Annotated in this window: 16 protein-coding genes; 8 read left to right on the top strand and 8 right to left on the bottom strand. The window is 70.3% G+C overall.

Translation table 11 applies throughout. The annotated features are described in order from the left end of the window. Position 1: 1 nt before the first annotated feature. Entirely contained in the window at positions 2-469 is a 468-nt protein-coding gene (locus ACZ6ZP_RS25635; protein WP_469408538.1) for a hypothetical protein, read from the bottom strand. 220 nt (positions 470-689) lie between these two features. Between ACZ6ZP_RS25635 and ACZ6ZP_RS25630 the strand changes: the two genes are divergently transcribed. The 5 genes from ACZ6ZP_RS25630 to ACZ6ZP_RS25610 all read left to right on the top strand — a co-directional run bounded on the left by ACZ6ZP_RS25630 (position 690) and on the right by ACZ6ZP_RS25610 (position 4,235). After that, positions 690-1,352: a hypothetical protein gene (locus ACZ6ZP_RS25630; RefSeq protein ID WP_361466000.1), complete on the top strand. Its 663-nt coding sequence runs from the start codon at positions 690-692 to the stop codon at positions 1,350-1,352. A gap of 218 nt (positions 1,353-1,570) precedes the next feature. Next, complete coding sequence (locus ACZ6ZP_RS25625; RefSeq protein ID WP_351165865.1) at positions 1,571-1,984, top strand: hypothetical protein; 414 nt, start codon at positions 1,571-1,573, stop codon at positions 1,982-1,984. 329 nt (positions 1,985-2,313) lie between these two features. Continuing rightward, positions 2,314-3,210, top strand: coding sequence for a PRC and DUF2382 domain-containing protein (locus tag ACZ6ZP_RS25620; RefSeq protein WP_351165863.1), 897 nt, complete (start codon positions 2,314-2,316; stop codon positions 3,208-3,210). Between the two features lie 145 nt (positions 3,211-3,355). Further along, positions 3,356-3,748: an AraC family transcriptional regulator gene (locus ACZ6ZP_RS25615; protein ID WP_351165860.1), complete on the top strand. Its 393-nt coding sequence runs from the start codon at positions 3,356-3,358 to the stop codon at positions 3,746-3,748. Between the two features lie 76 nt (positions 3,749-3,824). Then, a complete protein-coding gene (locus ACZ6ZP_RS25610; protein WP_361466008.1) occupies positions 3,825-4,235 on the top strand; it encodes a VOC family protein in 411 nt (136 codons plus the stop codon). A gap of 49 nt (positions 4,236-4,284) precedes the next feature. On the opposite strand, the gene ACZ6ZP_RS25605 is transcribed toward ACZ6ZP_RS25610, so the two are convergent. Further along, positions 4,285-4,797, bottom strand: a complete 513-nt coding sequence (locus ACZ6ZP_RS25605) for a hypothetical protein (RefSeq protein ID WP_366462870.1) — start codon at positions 4,795-4,797, stop codon at positions 4,285-4,287. Between the two features lie 21 nt (positions 4,798-4,818). Continuing rightward, on the bottom strand, positions 4,819-5,277 hold the full coding sequence (locus tag ACZ6ZP_RS25600) for a hypothetical protein (protein WP_351165854.1): 459 nt from the start codon (positions 5,275-5,277) through the stop codon (positions 4,819-4,821). Positions 5,278-5,561: 284 nt separating this feature from the next. Between ACZ6ZP_RS25600 and ACZ6ZP_RS25595 the strand changes: the two genes are divergently transcribed. After that, the gene (locus ACZ6ZP_RS25595) at positions 5,562-7,139 is read left to right on the top strand and encodes a carbohydrate-binding protein (RefSeq protein WP_469408533.1); all 1,578 of its coding nucleotides are present in this window, start codon (positions 5,562-5,564) and stop codon (positions 7,137-7,139) included. A gap of 55 nt (positions 7,140-7,194) precedes the next feature. Here the strand turns inward: ACZ6ZP_RS25595 and ACZ6ZP_RS25590 are convergent, their stop codons facing one another. From ACZ6ZP_RS25590 to ACZ6ZP_RS25570, 5 genes are all read right to left on the bottom strand, one after another. After that, positions 7,195-8,394, bottom strand: coding sequence for a sialidase family protein (locus tag ACZ6ZP_RS25590; protein WP_469408531.1), 1,200 nt, complete (start codon positions 8,392-8,394; stop codon positions 7,195-7,197). Between the two features lie 55 nt (positions 8,395-8,449). Continuing rightward, a complete protein-coding gene (arfA, locus tag ACZ6ZP_RS25585) occupies positions 8,450-9,970 on the bottom strand; it encodes an arabinosylfuranosidase ArfA (RefSeq protein WP_366462867.1) in 1,521 nt (506 codons plus the stop codon). Positions 9,971-10,027: 57 nt separating this feature from the next. Continuing rightward, complete coding sequence (locus ACZ6ZP_RS25580) at positions 10,028-10,915, bottom strand: carbohydrate ABC transporter permease (RefSeq protein WP_351165847.1); 888 nt, start codon at positions 10,913-10,915, stop codon at positions 10,028-10,030. 2 nt (positions 10,916-10,917) lie between these two features. After that, positions 10,918-11,826 (bottom strand): carbohydrate ABC transporter permease, encoded by a 909-nt coding sequence (locus ACZ6ZP_RS25575; protein ID WP_351165845.1) that lies wholly within the window; start codon positions 11,824-11,826, stop codon positions 10,918-10,920. 83 nt (positions 11,827-11,909) lie between these two features. Continuing rightward, on the bottom strand, positions 11,910-13,277 hold the full coding sequence (locus ACZ6ZP_RS25570; protein ID WP_351165843.1) for an extracellular solute-binding protein: 1,368 nt from the start codon (positions 13,275-13,277) through the stop codon (positions 11,910-11,912). 251 nt (positions 13,278-13,528) lie between these two features. Here ACZ6ZP_RS25570 and ACZ6ZP_RS25565 point away from each other — a divergent pair, with 251 nt between their 5' ends. Together ACZ6ZP_RS25565 and ACZ6ZP_RS25560 are read left to right on the top strand one after the other, a co-directional pair. Next, positions 13,529-14,545: a LacI family DNA-binding transcriptional regulator gene (locus ACZ6ZP_RS25565; RefSeq protein WP_351165840.1), complete on the top strand. Its 1,017-nt coding sequence runs from the start codon at positions 13,529-13,531 to the stop codon at positions 14,543-14,545. Positions 14,546-14,880: 335 nt separating this feature from the next. Continuing rightward, positions 14,881-15,498, top strand: coding sequence for a DUF6817 domain-containing protein (locus ACZ6ZP_RS25560; RefSeq protein ID WP_361466030.1), 618 nt, complete (start codon positions 14,881-14,883; stop codon positions 15,496-15,498). Positions 15,499-15,616: the final 118 nt, after the last annotated feature.

Raw genomic sequence — 15,616 nt, 5'->3', positions numbered from 1 at the left:
CCTACCAGGGGACACGCCCGGCACGTTTCGCCGCCGTCAGGGACTCCATCAGGATGAACAGCCGACGCGAGCGTGCCCACGCCCCGGACGTGAACGCGACCTGGCGCTCCAGATCACGGACGAGCGTCGCCGCCAGTTCGTCCCGGGTGGACGCCTCGCCCATCAGGCCGGGAACGCTGGGGCGGCGGTGGACGAGAGGGGCGTCGTCCACCGTGAAGGGGACGAACTTGGTCACGACCCGGAGTGCTTCCTCCATGGTGGGAGGAATGCGGCCGTCGCGGGCGACGACCACACCCTCGACGCTTTCGGGGTCCGTCGGCTCCACGTCATGACGTCCGGTCGGAAGCACCGGCGTCGTCAGCACGCCGTCGCAGCCGGACCCCGGGCAGGGCCGCGAGACGATCTCCGGCATGTCGACCGGGTCGGTGTACGACCGGGGCCGCTGATTGCGGCCGCACCCGCCACGCACATCCCCCTACGCTGGATGACACCGCCCAGACCCACCCACGGACAGATCAACTGCCCCTAACCATCGGCGAGTTACGCTCCCCGGACCACCTCTTCTACCACTTCCGTGTGGCGTTCACGCAACCCCACCCGCCACGTCCGTCAATCGCCCTACGGGAGTTCCTGGATCGCCGTAGGCTGGCAGGCTCCTCAACCTCCGGGAGAAGGCAGGTCACGTCCTCATGGTGGTAGGCCCAGAAGCCACGGTCGTGGCGAAGGCGGCGGGCAACGTGCTGCGCGGTGTGTCCGACCGGGCCACCAGCACACCGGCATGGCCGAACATGCACGAGGCGCTCATGGAGCTCCACGAGATCCTGAACGACTGGTGCGAGGCGGCGCGCAAGACCAGCGAAGCGCTGGAGCAGCTCAGAACGCACCACCTCACCCGCCGGTTCATCGCGCACATCGGGGGTGGCGGAAACGGCGCGGGGCCGCGCCCGGTCACCTTCATCGGGATCCCGTTGAGGCGCGGGTACATCGAGATCGCCCAGCGCGACATCGATGCGGTCCTGGCGCCTCCCGCGCCCCTGATACAGCGCTGGAGCACGACCAAGCGCCGCCAAGCGGCCCGGCGTTCGCTGCGCAGCCTGATGAGCATCTACTGCGCCGAGCTTCTCGACGACTTCGATCGTGCGGTGGAGGGTCGCGTCGACTGGGTGGAGTGCTATCGCGACGACATGGACCGCGCTCTCAAGCACGGGCTGCAGCCCGAGGACCTGGTGCGCATGATCCAGAACACGACGCGCACCACCCGGGAGCTGGTGGCCGTACGGGATGACATGAAGCGTCTGATCCAGGAGTGCTACCCGATGGGCAGCACCGACGCGCAGACAGCCACCGGGTAGAGCCCCGCCCCCACCACGGCGAACCCCGGTCCGTGCGCCCCCGGGCGGAAAGACCGGTCGGTGCGCCCGCCCTCGCCCTTCCCTGCGCGCCGCGTGCGCTCCCCCCGCAGGGGTTCGGGTCGGGCACACACCGGTGATACGCCTGAAGGACAAACTACTCGTGCGCGTGTTCGCCCGAGCGGCATCGAACCCGAGCGGTATCGAAGAGGAGTCATCCCATGGCCTCGTTCGACACGGGACGGTTGTGCGCGATCGTCAAAATCCTGGACCAGGCAAGCATCCACCTTCGGCTGGCTGCCCGCGAGTGTGCGCCCGCCGGCCCCTCGACAGCCGTGGCCCGGCCGGCCGCGGAACCCACCGCGTCCGGCATCACCGCGCTCCTGAGCGTCTCGGAACAGGCATCGGGCAGTGTCCGGCGCGCCCTCGTCCACATCGGCAACGGTGAGGTCCAGCGCGCCCAGCACGAACTGGACCGAGCACGCACCCAGCCGTGCGGGGCGGCCCTCACTCCAGCGGGGCTGCCCCGCCCCCTCCCCCGGCGCGTGGCCACGGCGCTGCGGCTGATGCAGGGGATCAGCAACTTCTTCCCGTCGGAAACGGAACAGGTCCTGGTGCGGGCGGGCCTCCCCTAGCCGGCACCGTCTCCGCGTCTCCGCGTCTCCGTGTGTCCGCGTCTCCACGTGTCCGCGTCTCCACGTGTCCGCGTCTCCACGTGTCCGCGTCTCCACGAATGGTCCGGCAGGACGCTCACTCGTATGGACTAGTTGGCGGTGCGGCGCCCCAGATCGGCCCGATCGCCGCAAACACCCCGCCGAAGAGCTTCCGTCGAGCCGTCCGCACACGCTCCGTGACTCTCCTGGTTGCGTCGCGCACCCGTGGGGCGCGCGATGGAGGGGACGCGTGCGACGTCCGTGGCGAGATTCGATTCTGCCCGTCGCGCGCTGCGAGGGAGTGATCACCCATGACTCAGGGCGAGGCCTTCACCAGCGCCGATGGGCTCGCGGGCCTGACGGCCTACGACCGGACCGGCGAGAAGATCGGCAGCGTCGAGCAGGTGTATCTCGACGACCGAACTGGGCGTCCCGAGTGGGTGACCGTCAAGACCGGTCTCTTCGGCATGAAGCAGAGCTTCGTGCCGCTCTCCGGAGCCCGCCGCCAGGAGGACCAGCTGCACGTGGCGGCCACGAAGGAGGCCGTGAAGGAGGCTCCGCGCGTGGACGCCGACCAGCACCTCGAGCCGGGACAGGAGCAGGACCTCTACACCCACTACGGCCTCACCCGGCCCGACGGCGCGAAGCCCCGTACCGCCCCGGCGGCAGGTGGTCGCGACCGCGCCGGTGCCGCGGGCATGGCCGGAGCAGGAGCGGGTGCCGGGATGGGCATGGGCGAGGGCCGCAACACGGGCTCGCGCGAGTTCGCGACCCGCTCCGCCGCGGGCGACGACAGCAAGGCGGACGAAATGATCCGCTCGGAGGAGCGGCTGCGCGTCGGGACGGAAGAGACTGAGGTCGGGCAGGCCCGACTGCGCAAGGTGGTCGTCACCGAAGACGTGAAGACCTCCGTCCCCATCTCCCACGAGGAAGTTCGCGTCGTCCGCGAGCCCATCCGCGAGGGCGACCGCACGCGCGCCAACATCGGCGAGGAGCAGACCGAGGTGACCCTGCACGCCGAGAAGGCGGTGGTCAGCAAGGAGTCCGTGCCGGTCGAGCGCGTGCGTCTGGAGACCGAGAAGGTCACCGAGACGCAGGAGGTCTCCGACACGGTGCGCAAGGAGCAGATCGAGTTCGACGACGCCAAGGGTGAACGCGGCGCGAAGGGCGAGGGCTGGCGCGACCGCAAGCAGGGCCCGCGGCACTGACGCCCGTCAGGGCGCCCTGATCGAGGGCAGCTGACGGCGGAGGGAGGGAGCACTCGGCGGGAGTGCTCCCTCCCTCCACGTTCGGTGCTGGCGACGGAGCGGCCGCTCTGGAGCGGCGGAGGAAAAGCTGGTTTGCTGGTCCACCGTGACCCGCGCCGCCGAAGAGACCAACCGCCGCATGCTCCGGGCGCGGGACGCGATGGACCGCTCCTACGCGCAGCCGCTGGACGTCCCCGCCCTGGCCCGTATCGCCCATGTGTCGCAGGCGCACTTCACGCGCACCTTCCGGGCCACGTTCGGCGAGACCCCGCACCGCTATCTGCAACGCCGCCGCGTCGAGCGCGCGATGTCCCTGCTGCGCGAGACCGACCGCAGCGTGACGGACATCTGTTTCCTGGTCGGCTTCGGCAGCCCGGGAACCTTCAGCCGCACCTTCCGCGACATCGTCGGCCGGTCACCGCGGCAGTACCGCAAGGAAGCGGCACCCACGAACGTACCGACGTGCTTCACGAAGGCATGGACGCGCCCAAGGGCCTGACCGACACGTTCCGACTCCTCGCCGCTGAGCAGTTCTGGATAAGTTTCCGTCCGGCGTGCCCAGTAGCGTGACGGACATGTTCAACGCCATCACGCACTCGCAGATCTACGTACTCGACCAGGACGAGGCCCTCGAGTTCTACGTCGGCAAGCTGGGCCTGGAGGTCAGCGCCGACGTCGACCTGGGCTTCATGCGCTGGCTGACCGTCAGCATCCCCGGACACCCTGATCGCCAGATCCTGCTGGAGAAGCCGGGGCCTCCGGCCATGTCCGACGAGACGGCGCAGCAGGTCCGTGAGCTGGTGACCAAGGGCGCCACGGGCGGCTCGCTCATCTTCAGCACGGACGACTGCCGCAAGACGTACGAGACGCTGCGGGGCCGCGGCGTCGAGTTCACCGAAGAACCCACCGACCGCCCGTACGGAATCGACTGCGGCCTGCGCGACCCCTTCGGCAACAGCATCCGCTTCACCCAGCCGAAGGTCTGAGAGCGGCCCGCCGCAGCCCGTCCGTCCGTACCCGTGGCACGACCGGGCGCTAGCCGCGGCCGGCTTCCGCGCACTCGAGGCAGACCGGCTCGCCGTCGATCGTCGCCCCCGCCTCGGAGGCGGCTTCGCAGATGCCGGGGCGGCCGGGGTGATTGGCCTGGCAGTGGCAGGTGCAGGTGTCGGTCACCGCTTCGAGGTCGGAGTCGCGTTGAGGGGCCAGGCCCATGCGGATGTCGTGGCAGTTCCGGCACAGCGGCATGCGCCGCGGGCCGGTGGCGGGCGCGTTGAAGACGACGGTGAAGCCTGGTTCGGCGTAGCCCCTGCACGTCCCGGGGAACTCGGGGTGGGTGTCGCACGGACAGTGGCAGGAGCCGAGTTCGGGGTGCTGGGCGGTGAGCGGAAACGGGTTGCCCGCCTGCTCGTCGACGATCGGGGCCATCTCCCTGTGCAGGGCCTGGACGTGATCGGCCATTCCTTGCACGGCGGGCACCATCGCCCGCCTGAGGGCATGGGCGAAAGCCTGAAGCTGCTCTGCGTTCTGCGCGGGTGCAGGCTCGGTCATGCCTCCATTGTCCCCGCCAGGTCACGCGTCAGGGGCGATACCCGCGAAGGCGTCCGTCGGCACGCCGCCGCTGCCCGGCCCGGCCGCCGAGCCGCCGGTCCGGCACGCCGCCGCCGATGCGGTGATGACCTTCTCGTACTGCTCGTCGTCGAGTAGGACGGTGAGCCCGCAGCCGATCGCCCACGCGACGTGAGCGGCCTCTCCACCGAGGGCCTGGACGCGCTGGTGCAGTTGCCGACCGAGGTGCTCGCCGTGCAGGTCCCTGGAGTCCTGGCTCTCCGCGCGGCGCCGGATGGCCTCCACCGCGCTTTCGGTGAACGTCTCGTAGTGGGTGTCACCGAGCAGTCTGCGCAGTTGCTCGAGCTGGGCGTGCGCGGCACGAAGGTGCAGCGGCCAGTCCCGGCAGGTGCCGAACTGCCCTTCCATGGCCCGCGTCAGGTCGATCCGCCGGAACATCTCGTCGAGGGGGTCGTAGGTCATGATCGATCGGTAGCCGCTGCCGGCGTCGGGGCGACGAAGGCTCGCTGCGGGCTCCCCCGTGTGGCCGCACACCGGCCCGTTCCGCGGACTGCCGTTCGTATCCATGAATAAGAATCATGTACATGACCATTGACGCGTCCATGGCGTAGCAATAGCTTCCAGGAAAGCGCTTTCCAGCAGCAGGTGCAAGGGGTGTTCCCGCGGCCATTCATGCTGCCGAATGCCCCTGCGTCATCGCACCCAGCCCCGTCACCCCGCCCCGCCCGCCAACCTGGAGACCCTCGATGCGAACACGACCCATCACCGCGTGCGTCGGATTACTCGCCGGCACACTCGTCGCGCTGTCCGGCAACCCGGCGCAGGCCGCGGCCACCCTCTACGAGGCCGAGAACTCCCCCGCGGTCTGCACCGGCACCGTCGACTCCGACTGGGCCGGCTACTCCGGCAGCGGGTTCTGCAACGGCACCAACGCGACCGGCGCCCACGTGCAGTTCACCGTGAACGCCTCCGCCGCGGGCACCGCGACGCTGAAGGTCCGCTTCGCCAACGGCACCACCACCGCGCGGCCCGCGGACGTCACGGTGAACGGCTCGGCGGTCACCTCGGCGTCGTTCGAGGGCACCGGCACGTGGGGCACCTGGGCGACCAAGACGCTCACGGTGCCGGTGAGGTCGGGCAGCAACACCGTCCGGCTCAGCCCCACCGCCTCCGCCGGCCTGCCCAACATCGACTATCTCGATGCCGAGGTGGGCGACGACACCACCCCGCCACCATCGGCCTCCGCGCTGTACGTGTCACCGACCGGCACCGACGGCGCGACCGGGACACAGTCCGATCCCACGACGCTCACCTCGGCCATCACCCGCATCACTCCCGGCGGCACGATCTACCTGCGCGGCGGGACCTACCGCCACGCGCAGACGATCACGATCCCCCAGGGGAACAACGGCACCGCGAGCGATCGCACCGAACTGTCCGCTTACCCGGGCGAGACGCCGGTCCTGAACTTCTCCGCCCAGAGCGAGGCCACCTCGAACCGCGGGCTCGCGGTCAACGGGTCGTACTGGCACGTCAAGGGCATCGTCGTCGAACGCGCCGGTGACAACGGCATCTTCGTCGGCGGCAGCAACAACGTCTTCGAGCGCACGGTGACGCGCTACAACCGTGACACCGGACTCCAGCTCTCGCGGATGCTCTCCAGCACCCCCAGCAGCCAGTGGCCGTCCAACAACCTCGTCCTGAGCGCGGAGTCGCACGACAACGCCGACTCCGACGGTGAGGACGCCGACGGCTTCGCCGCCAAGCTCACCTCCGGGCCCGGGAACGTCTTCCGCCACGCCGTGGCCCACAACAACATCGACGACGGCTGGGACTTGTACACCAAGTCGGACACGGGCCCCATCGGCGCGGTCACCATCGAGGACTCCCTCGCCCACGACAACGGCACCCTCAGCGACGGCTCCCAGGCCGGCAACGGGGATCGCAACGGCTACAAGCTCGGCGGCGAGGACATCGGCGTCAACCACGTGATCCGGCGCAACATCGCCTACAACAACGGCAAGCACGGATTCACCTACAACAGGAACCTCGGCACGATGTCGGTGTCGGACAACGTCAGCATCGACAACGACGAGCGCAACTACTCCTTCGACGGCGGCACTTCGGTGTTCCGGAACAACACCTCGTGCCGCGGCGGCAGTGGCACGAACGACAAGATCGTCGGCAACTCCGACAGCTCGAACCAGTTCTGGTCCGGCTCGAACGGCTCTCGCTGCTCCTCGTACGCCGGGGCCTTGAAGTGGACCTACGCGGTGGACGGGCGCCTCGTGGTCACCTTCGGCGGCAATGCGATTGCTCCGTAATCGCTCCATGGACGCCGCTGCCGGCCGGGGTGACACCCCGGCCGGCAGCTCTCGCTCAGGCCGCGGGCACCGCCCCGGTGGCGAAGTACGGCTTGCAGACCGAGCCGGACCAGTCCGTGGCGATTTCGAGGAGCCGGTTGCCGTCGGCCGACGGCAGCAGGCTGGAACTGTAGTTGGGGCAGTAGTCGACGGTCGTCGACTCGACGGCGACCGGGGCGGGGATCTCCCGCCAACTGCCCGCACCGCCGTTGCCGTTGACCCAGACGGTGCGCCCGCTGCCGGCCGCCTTGCTGCCGTCGCGGTTGTACATGACCTGGCCGACGAGGAAGAGCCTGCCCTTCGGGTTGCCCGCCTCGGGCGCCCACCCCAGGTTCGGCGCGTGCTTGAAGTACTTGCCGTCGGCGGTCTCCGGGCGGATGCCCAGGGAGGTGGCGGCGCCCCAGTTCCAGCCGTCGGACGAGGTCCGGTAGTGCACGACGCACTGGAACTGGCCCGCGGCCGCGCAGATCTCGAACGACATGAAGTAGGTCCCGTCGCCCATCTTGCGCACCACCGCCATGCCGGGCCGGTCCGAGGCGAGCGTGCTGGCGACGGTGTCGTGGTGCCCGGTCCAGGTCACCCCGTTCGCGGTGCGGGCGGCCACCAGCTTCTGGCTGTGCACGCCGTCGGTCTCGTCGGAGTAGTGCGCCACCAGTCGCCCGGAGGCGTCGACGGAGAACTCCGGCTCCCACAGTCCCTTGTCGTTGGACGCGGTGGCGATGGTGGACAGATAGCTCCAACTGCGGCCCACGTCATTGCTCTTGAAGACGCGCAGGGCCATGCGCCGGTTCGGCTCGTCCTGCCCGACCGACGCCGCCCACAGCAGCGTGCCCGCGGGCAGTTTGCCGATGCGCTGCGGCAGTTCGTACAGCGTCGAGCAGCACAGCCCCTGCCCGCCGGCCGCCTCGGGGTCGCGCACGGTGCCGACCTCGCGGAACGACGCGCCCCCGTCCGTGCTCTCGTGGATGGCGCCGAGCCCGTTGTTCCCGGAGAACGTGACCACGGAGGCCAGGACCCGGCCGTTGGCGTCGCCACTGTGGGCGAGTCTGACCGCACGTGGGTACAGGCCGGTGCCGTCGCGCAGCAGGGTGCCGGTCGCGGCGTCGGCCGACGATCCGGACTGCGTGACGAACAGCGCCGCCAGGAAGGCGAGCAACAGGGGGAACAGGACGGTGGGGCGGAGGAGACGTGGTCGTGCGGGGTCGTGCGCTGACATGGGCCTCTCCTGACTCTGCGGGGATGGGGGTGAATCGGTGAACTGGGCCCGGCTATCAGCCCTGTTGGGGCGCGAGGCGGATGACGTTCCAGGAGACCGGCGGCAGTTCGGCCGCCAGCGTCCCCTCGGCGGTGATGTGCGTGCCGGACGCGTGGCGCGGCACGACCCGGTCCGGGTCCGCCTCGGTGTTGACCGCGTCGGGGTCCTGGTCGGCGAGGACCAGGTGCTCCACGACGCGGTATCCGCCGGCCGCCCCGCGCAGCGCGGCCTCAAGACGCAGCGGCTGCTCCTGGTCACGGTTGACGGCCAGGACGGTGAGCGCGCCGGTCTGCTCGTCGTGCGTGACCACGGTGTCCAGGGCGGACACGTCACCGTACTGAGGCGTGTCGATGCGAGGGCCGGTGGCGTCGGTGCGCAGGACGCGGCCGGTCGCGAAGCGGGCCGCCTGGGCGAAGGGGTGGAAGATGGTCTGGCGCCAGCTGGCGCCGCCAGGCTCGGTGCGGATGGGTGCGATGACGTTGACCAGCTGGGCCAGGCAGGCGATGGCCACGCGGTCGGCGTTGCGCAGCAGCGTGATGAGCAGCGAGCCGACCACGGCGGCGTCGGTCACGCTGTAGGTGTCCTCGATGAGCCGGGGCGTCTCGGCGGTCTCCAGGTTGCGCTCGCCGACGAAACGGGCCGCGTACCAGACGTTCCACTCGTCGAAGGAGAGCTTGATGTGCTTCTTGGCGCCGCGCACCGCCCGCACGTGGTCGGCGGTCGACACCACGTCGCGGATGTACTGGTCCATGTGCGCGCCCGATGCGAGGAAGCTGGCGCGGTCGCCGTCGAACTCCTCGTAGTAGGCGTGCAGGGAGAGGTAGTCGACCTCGTCGTAGGTCTGCTCGAGGACTTCCCGCTCCCAGGTGCCGAACGTGGGCATCCGCGAGTTGGAGCTGCCGCACGCGACGAGCTCGATGGAGGGGTCGACCTGACGCATCGCCTTGCCGGCCTCCGCCGCGAGGCGTCCGTACTCGACGGCCGACTTGTGGCCCGTCTGCCAGGGTCCGTCCATCTCGTTGCCCAGGCACCACAGCTTCACGCCGTGCGGATCGCTCACGCCGTGCTTGATGCGCAGGTCCGACCAGGCGGTGCCGCCCGGGTGGTTGCAGTACTCGACCAAGGCGCGGGCGGCGTCGATGCCGCGCGTTCCGAGGTTCACGGCCATCATGGGGTCGAGGCCCAACCGGCGTGCCCAGCCGAGGAACTCGTTGGTGCCGACGTGATTGGTCTCGATGGAGCGCCATGCCAGGTCGAGGCGGCGCGGGCGCTCGGATACCGGTCCGACGCCGTCTTCCCAGTGGTAGCCGGAGACGAAGTTGCCGCCGGGGTAGCGCACGAGGCCGGTGCCCAGTTCGCGGACCAGCTCGGCGACGTCGCCGCGGAAGCCGTCGGCATCGGCGGTGGGGTGCTCGGGGTCGTGGATGCCGGTGTAGACGCAACGTCCCATGTGCTCGACGAAGGTTCCGTACAGGCGCGGGTCGACGTCGCCGACGCTGAACTCGGGGTCGATGACGAACCGTGCGGTGTGCGGCATGTTCGGGTGCCTCTCTCTGTGGTGCGGTGTGCTGGCTCGGGTCGGGCAGAGGGTGGGCTATTTGAGGCCGGTGCCGGCGATGCCCTCGACGATGCGGCGCTGGAACAGCGCGAACACGGCGAGCAGCGGGATCGCGCCGAGCACGGCGGATGCCATGAGCTGGGCGTAGGGCACGCCGAACACGTCCTGGACGGAGGTGAGTCCGACGGGCAGCGTCATCATTTCCGGGTCGGTGACCACGAGCAGCGGCCACAGGAAGTTGTTCCAGACGCCGACGAACACGAAGATCGTGACGGCGGAGACGGCCGGACGGGAGATCGGCATCACGATCTGCCAGTAGGTGCGCAGCCAGCCCGCGCCGTCCGCGCGCGCCGCGTCGATCAGCTCGCGCGGGATCCCGTCGAAGAACTGCTTGAAGACGAACACGGCGACCACGTTGGGGACTTGGGGCAGGACGACGCCCCAGTACGTGTTCAGCAGACCGGCCGACTGGAGCGCGAGGAACTGCGGGATCATCAGGACCTGCCCCGGGATCATGATGCCGGCGAGCAGCATCACGAACGCGGCCCGGCGCATCCGGAAGCGGGTCTGCGACAGGGCGAACGCGGCCAGGGACGCCATGACCACCGTGAGGACGGTGGTGAGGATCGAGGTGATGAAGCTGTTGGCGTACCAGTAGGGCAGCTTGCCCGCGTCGAAGATCTCCCCGTACGCGTCCAGGGTCGGATGCGCGGTGAACCATCCGGTCGGATTGGTGACGACCTCCTGCGCGGGCCGGATCGAGGTGGCCAGCGCCCACGCCAGGGGAACGAGCCACAGCAGCGCGAGGGCGATGAGCGTGCCGAGGGCCACCCGGTTGAACAGGCGCTCCGAGTCGCGGCGGCGGGCCGGCGGGGCGGTGGTGCCGCGCTGTCCGGTCTCGGGGCGCGTGGCGATCGCGGTCATGGTCAGTTCTCCTTCTCGGCACGGCGTACGAGGGCGAACCAGACGAGGGAGACGAACAGGATCACCACGAACAGCAGCAGCGACACGGTCGAGGCGTAGCCCACGCGGCCCTCGACGAACCCGGTGTCGTAGATGAGCTGGAGCGAGGAGCGGGTGCTGCCGTCGGGGCCGCCGCCGGTCATCATGTAGATCTGGTCGAAGACCTTCAGCGAGGCGATGACCTGCAACACCGTCACCAGCGTCGTCGTGCGGCCCAGCATCGGCACGACCACGTGCCGGATGCGCTGCCAGGGTCCTGCCCCGTCGATGGCGGCCGCCTCGTGGACCTCGCGCGGCACGTCCTGCAGGCCGGCCAGGTAGAGCACGAAGTTGAAGCCGATGGTCCACCACACGGTGGCCGCCGCGATGGAGAGCATCGCCCAGTCCGGGTCACCGAGCCAGGACGGCGGGGTGTCCACGCCCACCCACTTCACCGCCTCCTGGGCCAGGCCCAGTTGATCGGCGTAGATGAACATGAAGAGTAGCGAGATGACCGCGGAGGGCAGCACGAACGGCGCGAAGAACGCGAACCGGAAGAACCAGCGGCCGCGCACGAACCGGTCGGCGAGCACCGCGAGGACCAGGCTGAGCAGCACCAGCGGCACGGTCGTCAAGGCCGTGAACCACAGCGTGTTGCGCAGGGTCCGCCAGAACTCCGCGTCGCTCAGCACCGCCGTGTAGTTCGACAGGCCCGCGAAGTCACCGAGGCCGCTCTTGAGCAGGCTCGTCTCGAAGAACCCGGCGATCACGGTGTAGATGAGCGGACCCACCAGGAACACCAGGTAGAAGAGGGCGAAGGGCAGCAGCATCCCCGGTCCTGCCCAGCGGTCGCCTCTGCTGGACGTCGGGGAGGGGGCGGTCGTCGTGGCCACGGTTCGGCCTTTCGGTCAAGGCGTACGGGATCCGGGGGAGGGTGGAGCAAGGGGCGTCGAGCGGCGGTCGGGGGCGGGCCCGGTCATACGGGAGCGGGGCGCGCCGCCAGGGTGCGCAGGTCGCGGCGCAGGCGCGCGGCGCCCGCCGTGGGGCTGGTGTCACCGGTGAACACGGAGGTCACCGCGTCGCCCACCACGTTCTGCAGGGTGCTGCCCGCGCCGCCGTACCAGGCGGCCGGGTCGTAGACCGCGCCGTCGGCGGCCGCGGCGTAGTGCGACTGCGGCACCAGTTCCTCGTACGCGCGTGAACGCTGGGTCGGCAGCCAGGCCGGCACGTGCCCGCCCTCCGCCCACAGCTTGCTGGAGTGCAGCATCGAGGCGATGAACCCCAGGGAGAGATCGAGGCGTTGGGCCGACTCGGTGGGGGCCTTCGGCAGCACCAGGGCGTGCGAGTCGGCGGCGCAGGCGTAGGGCGCGTCCTTGAAGATGCGCGGCAGCGGGCGCATGTCGAACTTCACCTTCGCGGACTGGACCGCGAGGGCCTGCCAGACGCCGTCCATCAGGAACCCGGCCTTGCCCGTGGTCAGCAGCGTGATGGCGGCCTTCCCGTCGGTGTTGGCCGGGATCACCTTCTCCTGGCTGAGGCGGCGGACGTACGCGAGCGCCTCGGCCGCGGCGGCGGTGTCGATGACCACCCGCTTGCCCTGGTCGGCGACCAGGTCCCCGCCGCCGACCTGCCGGTAGAGCGACCAGAACAGCCGGAACTGCATGGAGGCCTCCTTCACCGAGGCGACCGAACCGCCCCAGGCGCCGGTCACCTCCTTCGCCGCGCGCAGCGCGTCGATGAAGGCGTCGGGCCCGTCCACGTCCACCAACTGACCCTGCCCGTCGAGCAGTCCGGCCTTCTCGGCGATGTCCGTGCGGAAGTAGAGGACGAAGGGGTGGGTGTCGAGCGGCACGGCGTGCGGCTGCCCGCCGACCTGGGACGTGCGCCACGGCCGTGCGTCGAACTTGTCCTCGGTCAGACCGTGCCGGGCCAGGTCCTCGGTGTGCAGTTCGGTGAGCAGACCGGCCTGGGCGAGCGTGGGCAGCTTCGACAGGTGGATCACGGCGACCTGCGGGGGCCGGTCGCCGAGCGTGGCAAGGGTGAGCTTCGTGTAATACGGGTTGCCCCACAGGAACGTCGCCGATTTCAGTTCGGTCGAGCGGTGCGCGGTCCGGTAGGCGTCCTGCATCGCCAGCATCCGCTCGCCGTCGCCGCCGGTGAAGGGGTTCCAGAAGTTCAGCCGCGAGGGCGAGGGCGCGCCGCCGGTGAAGCCCTGCGCCAGGGTGCTGCCGCAGCCTCCGGCGGTGAGCGCGGTGGCGCCGGAGGCTCCGAGCGCGAGCCCTGTGCGCAGCACACGGCGGCGGGACGGGGCGGGCGGCGACGGGGTCGGTATGCGGTCCCGCATGGGCATGCGTCCTTCCACGGCAGACGAGCAATACGCAGTGCAACGTTGGAATGTGCAGCAACGGCAACCGCGTCTCGTGGCCGCCCGCTGTGTTTACAACGTTGTACTCAGGTGGCAATACGGCGTCAACACCTAGGCATGCATTACCTGTTCACGTACCTGCTCATGGATCTGGCGCATCCTTGCCGTCCTCACCGGTTACAACGTTGGACCATGACGTACGCTGCTGCTGTCGGGGGAGGGAGAACACCGTGGCAGGCACCCGCCTGAAGGACGTCGCGGAGCGCGCCGGGGTATCGATCAAGACGGTGTCGAACGTCGTCCGCGGCGAGACCAAGGTCGCCGACCGGACACGCGAACGCGTCCTGCGCGCCATCGCGGACCTCGACTACCAACCCAACGCCTCGGCACGCCACTTGCGCACCGGACGCAGCGGCATCATCGCGCTCGCCGTCCCCGAACTCGTCGCGCCGTACTTCGCCGAACTGGCCGCGCAGGTCATCGCGGCCGCGAAGAAGCGCGGCTGCACCGTGCTCATCGAGGACACCGGAGGCAGCGCGGACGAGGAACTGCGCATCGCCTGCGGGCTCAGCGACCCGCTCATCGACGGCGTCCTGCTCAGCCCGCTGCGCCTGGACGAACAGGTCCTGGCCGCCCGCGAACGCCGCGTACCGCTCGTGCTCCTGGGCGAGCAGTCGTACGAGATCCCCGCCGACCACGTCCTGATCGACAACTCGGCGGCGGCGCGCGAGGCCACCGACCATCTGCTGTCCCTGGGCCGGCGCCGCATCGCCGTCATCGGACAGCCCTCGGGCCCCGCCCACGCCACGACGGTCCAGCGCATGCACGGCTATCTGACCGCACTGCACGCGGCGCGCGTCCCGCACGACCCCCAACTGGCCCCGGACACCCGGGCGTTCACCCGCGCCGAGGGGGCCAGCGCGATGCGCGCGCTCCTGGCGCTGGGAGATCCACCGGACGCCGTCTTCTGCTTCAACGACCTGCTGGCCTCCGGCGCGCTGCGGGTGGCGCACGAGCACGGGCTGCGGGTCCCGCAGGACCTGGCCGTGGTCGGCTTCGACGACGTGGAGGAGTCCCGCTACAGCGTGCCGAGTCTGACCACCGTCTCCCCCGACAAGCGGGGCATCGCGGAACTGGCCGTGGACGCGCTGCTGCGCAGGATCGACGCGGGCGCGATGGCCCCGCACACGCGGCTCACCGCGGACTACGAGCTGGTGGTACGGGAGAGCACGCGCGCCGACGCCTGACCGGGCCGCGTTGCTCCGGGGGCGACTCGGCCCCGGCGAGGCCACTGCGCAGGGGGCTTCGGACCGGCCGTGGGGGCACGCGCCGGGCCTTGCGTGCGCGGCTTGCGTCGGCCACCGAAGCTGAAGCTTGGGTGCCTGCAAGGAAACCCGAGGATTGACTTGGATACGGCGGGGGCGGGACGCTCTTCGCGGGCCCAGGGCGGCAACCCGGCCACGTCCGCAGTGCTGTTCCGGACGGCGTCGCGGGGTGACCGGGTGCCGACCCCGCCTCCTCCGTCGCCGCGACCCGGTTCATCAGCAACCGGCAGCCGCCGTCCGGAAAGGAACCCGAGTCCATGCTGGACGCCACCGATGCCACCGACACCGCCGACGCCGCCCGTGCCGCACGGCAACTCCTCCTCGACCTCGGCGCCGAGACCCTCGACCACCCCGGCGGCACACTCCTGGCCCACCTCGAACGCGTACACCGACAACTGGCCCACTGGAACGCGCGGCCGGCCCTGCGGCTGGCCGGACTGTGCCACGCGCTGTACGGCACCGACGGCTTCGCCCCGGCGCTGCTGCCGCTCGACCGGCGCGCGCAGGCCACCGCGGCCCTCGGCCCCGAAGCCGAGTCACTCGTGTACTTCTACGCGAGCTGCGACCGGCGGGCCTCCTACCCCACACTGACCGGCCGGTCCCCACGCTTCCGGGACCGCTTCACCGGCCGCGCCTTCGTACCCTCCCGCCGCCGACTGGAGGACTTCGCCGAACTCACCGCGGCCAATGAACTCGACATCGCGCGCGTCGACAGCGACTTCCGAGCCCGGTCGGGCGCCGATCTGCTGCGGCTCCTCACCAGGCTCCGCCCCCTGCTGAGCCCCGCGGCCCGACAGGACTGCGAAACCGTCCTGGGCGGCGCCGCCGGGCAACCGCGCACGGCCCCGGCGCCTCGACCCTCACCCTCCCCCTGAGGGTGAGACACCACTCGATGCGCGCAACACCCCCGGACTTCACCCGTGGCCAGATCCTTGCACTCCCTGGCCATCTGGCCACTCGTCCCCCGCCGAACAGCGGCGGAGGATCGATGGC

It is taken from the genome of Streptomyces sp. NPDC054047, assembly GCF_055585065.1.
This window is presented reverse-complemented; position numbering and strand designations above follow the sequence as displayed.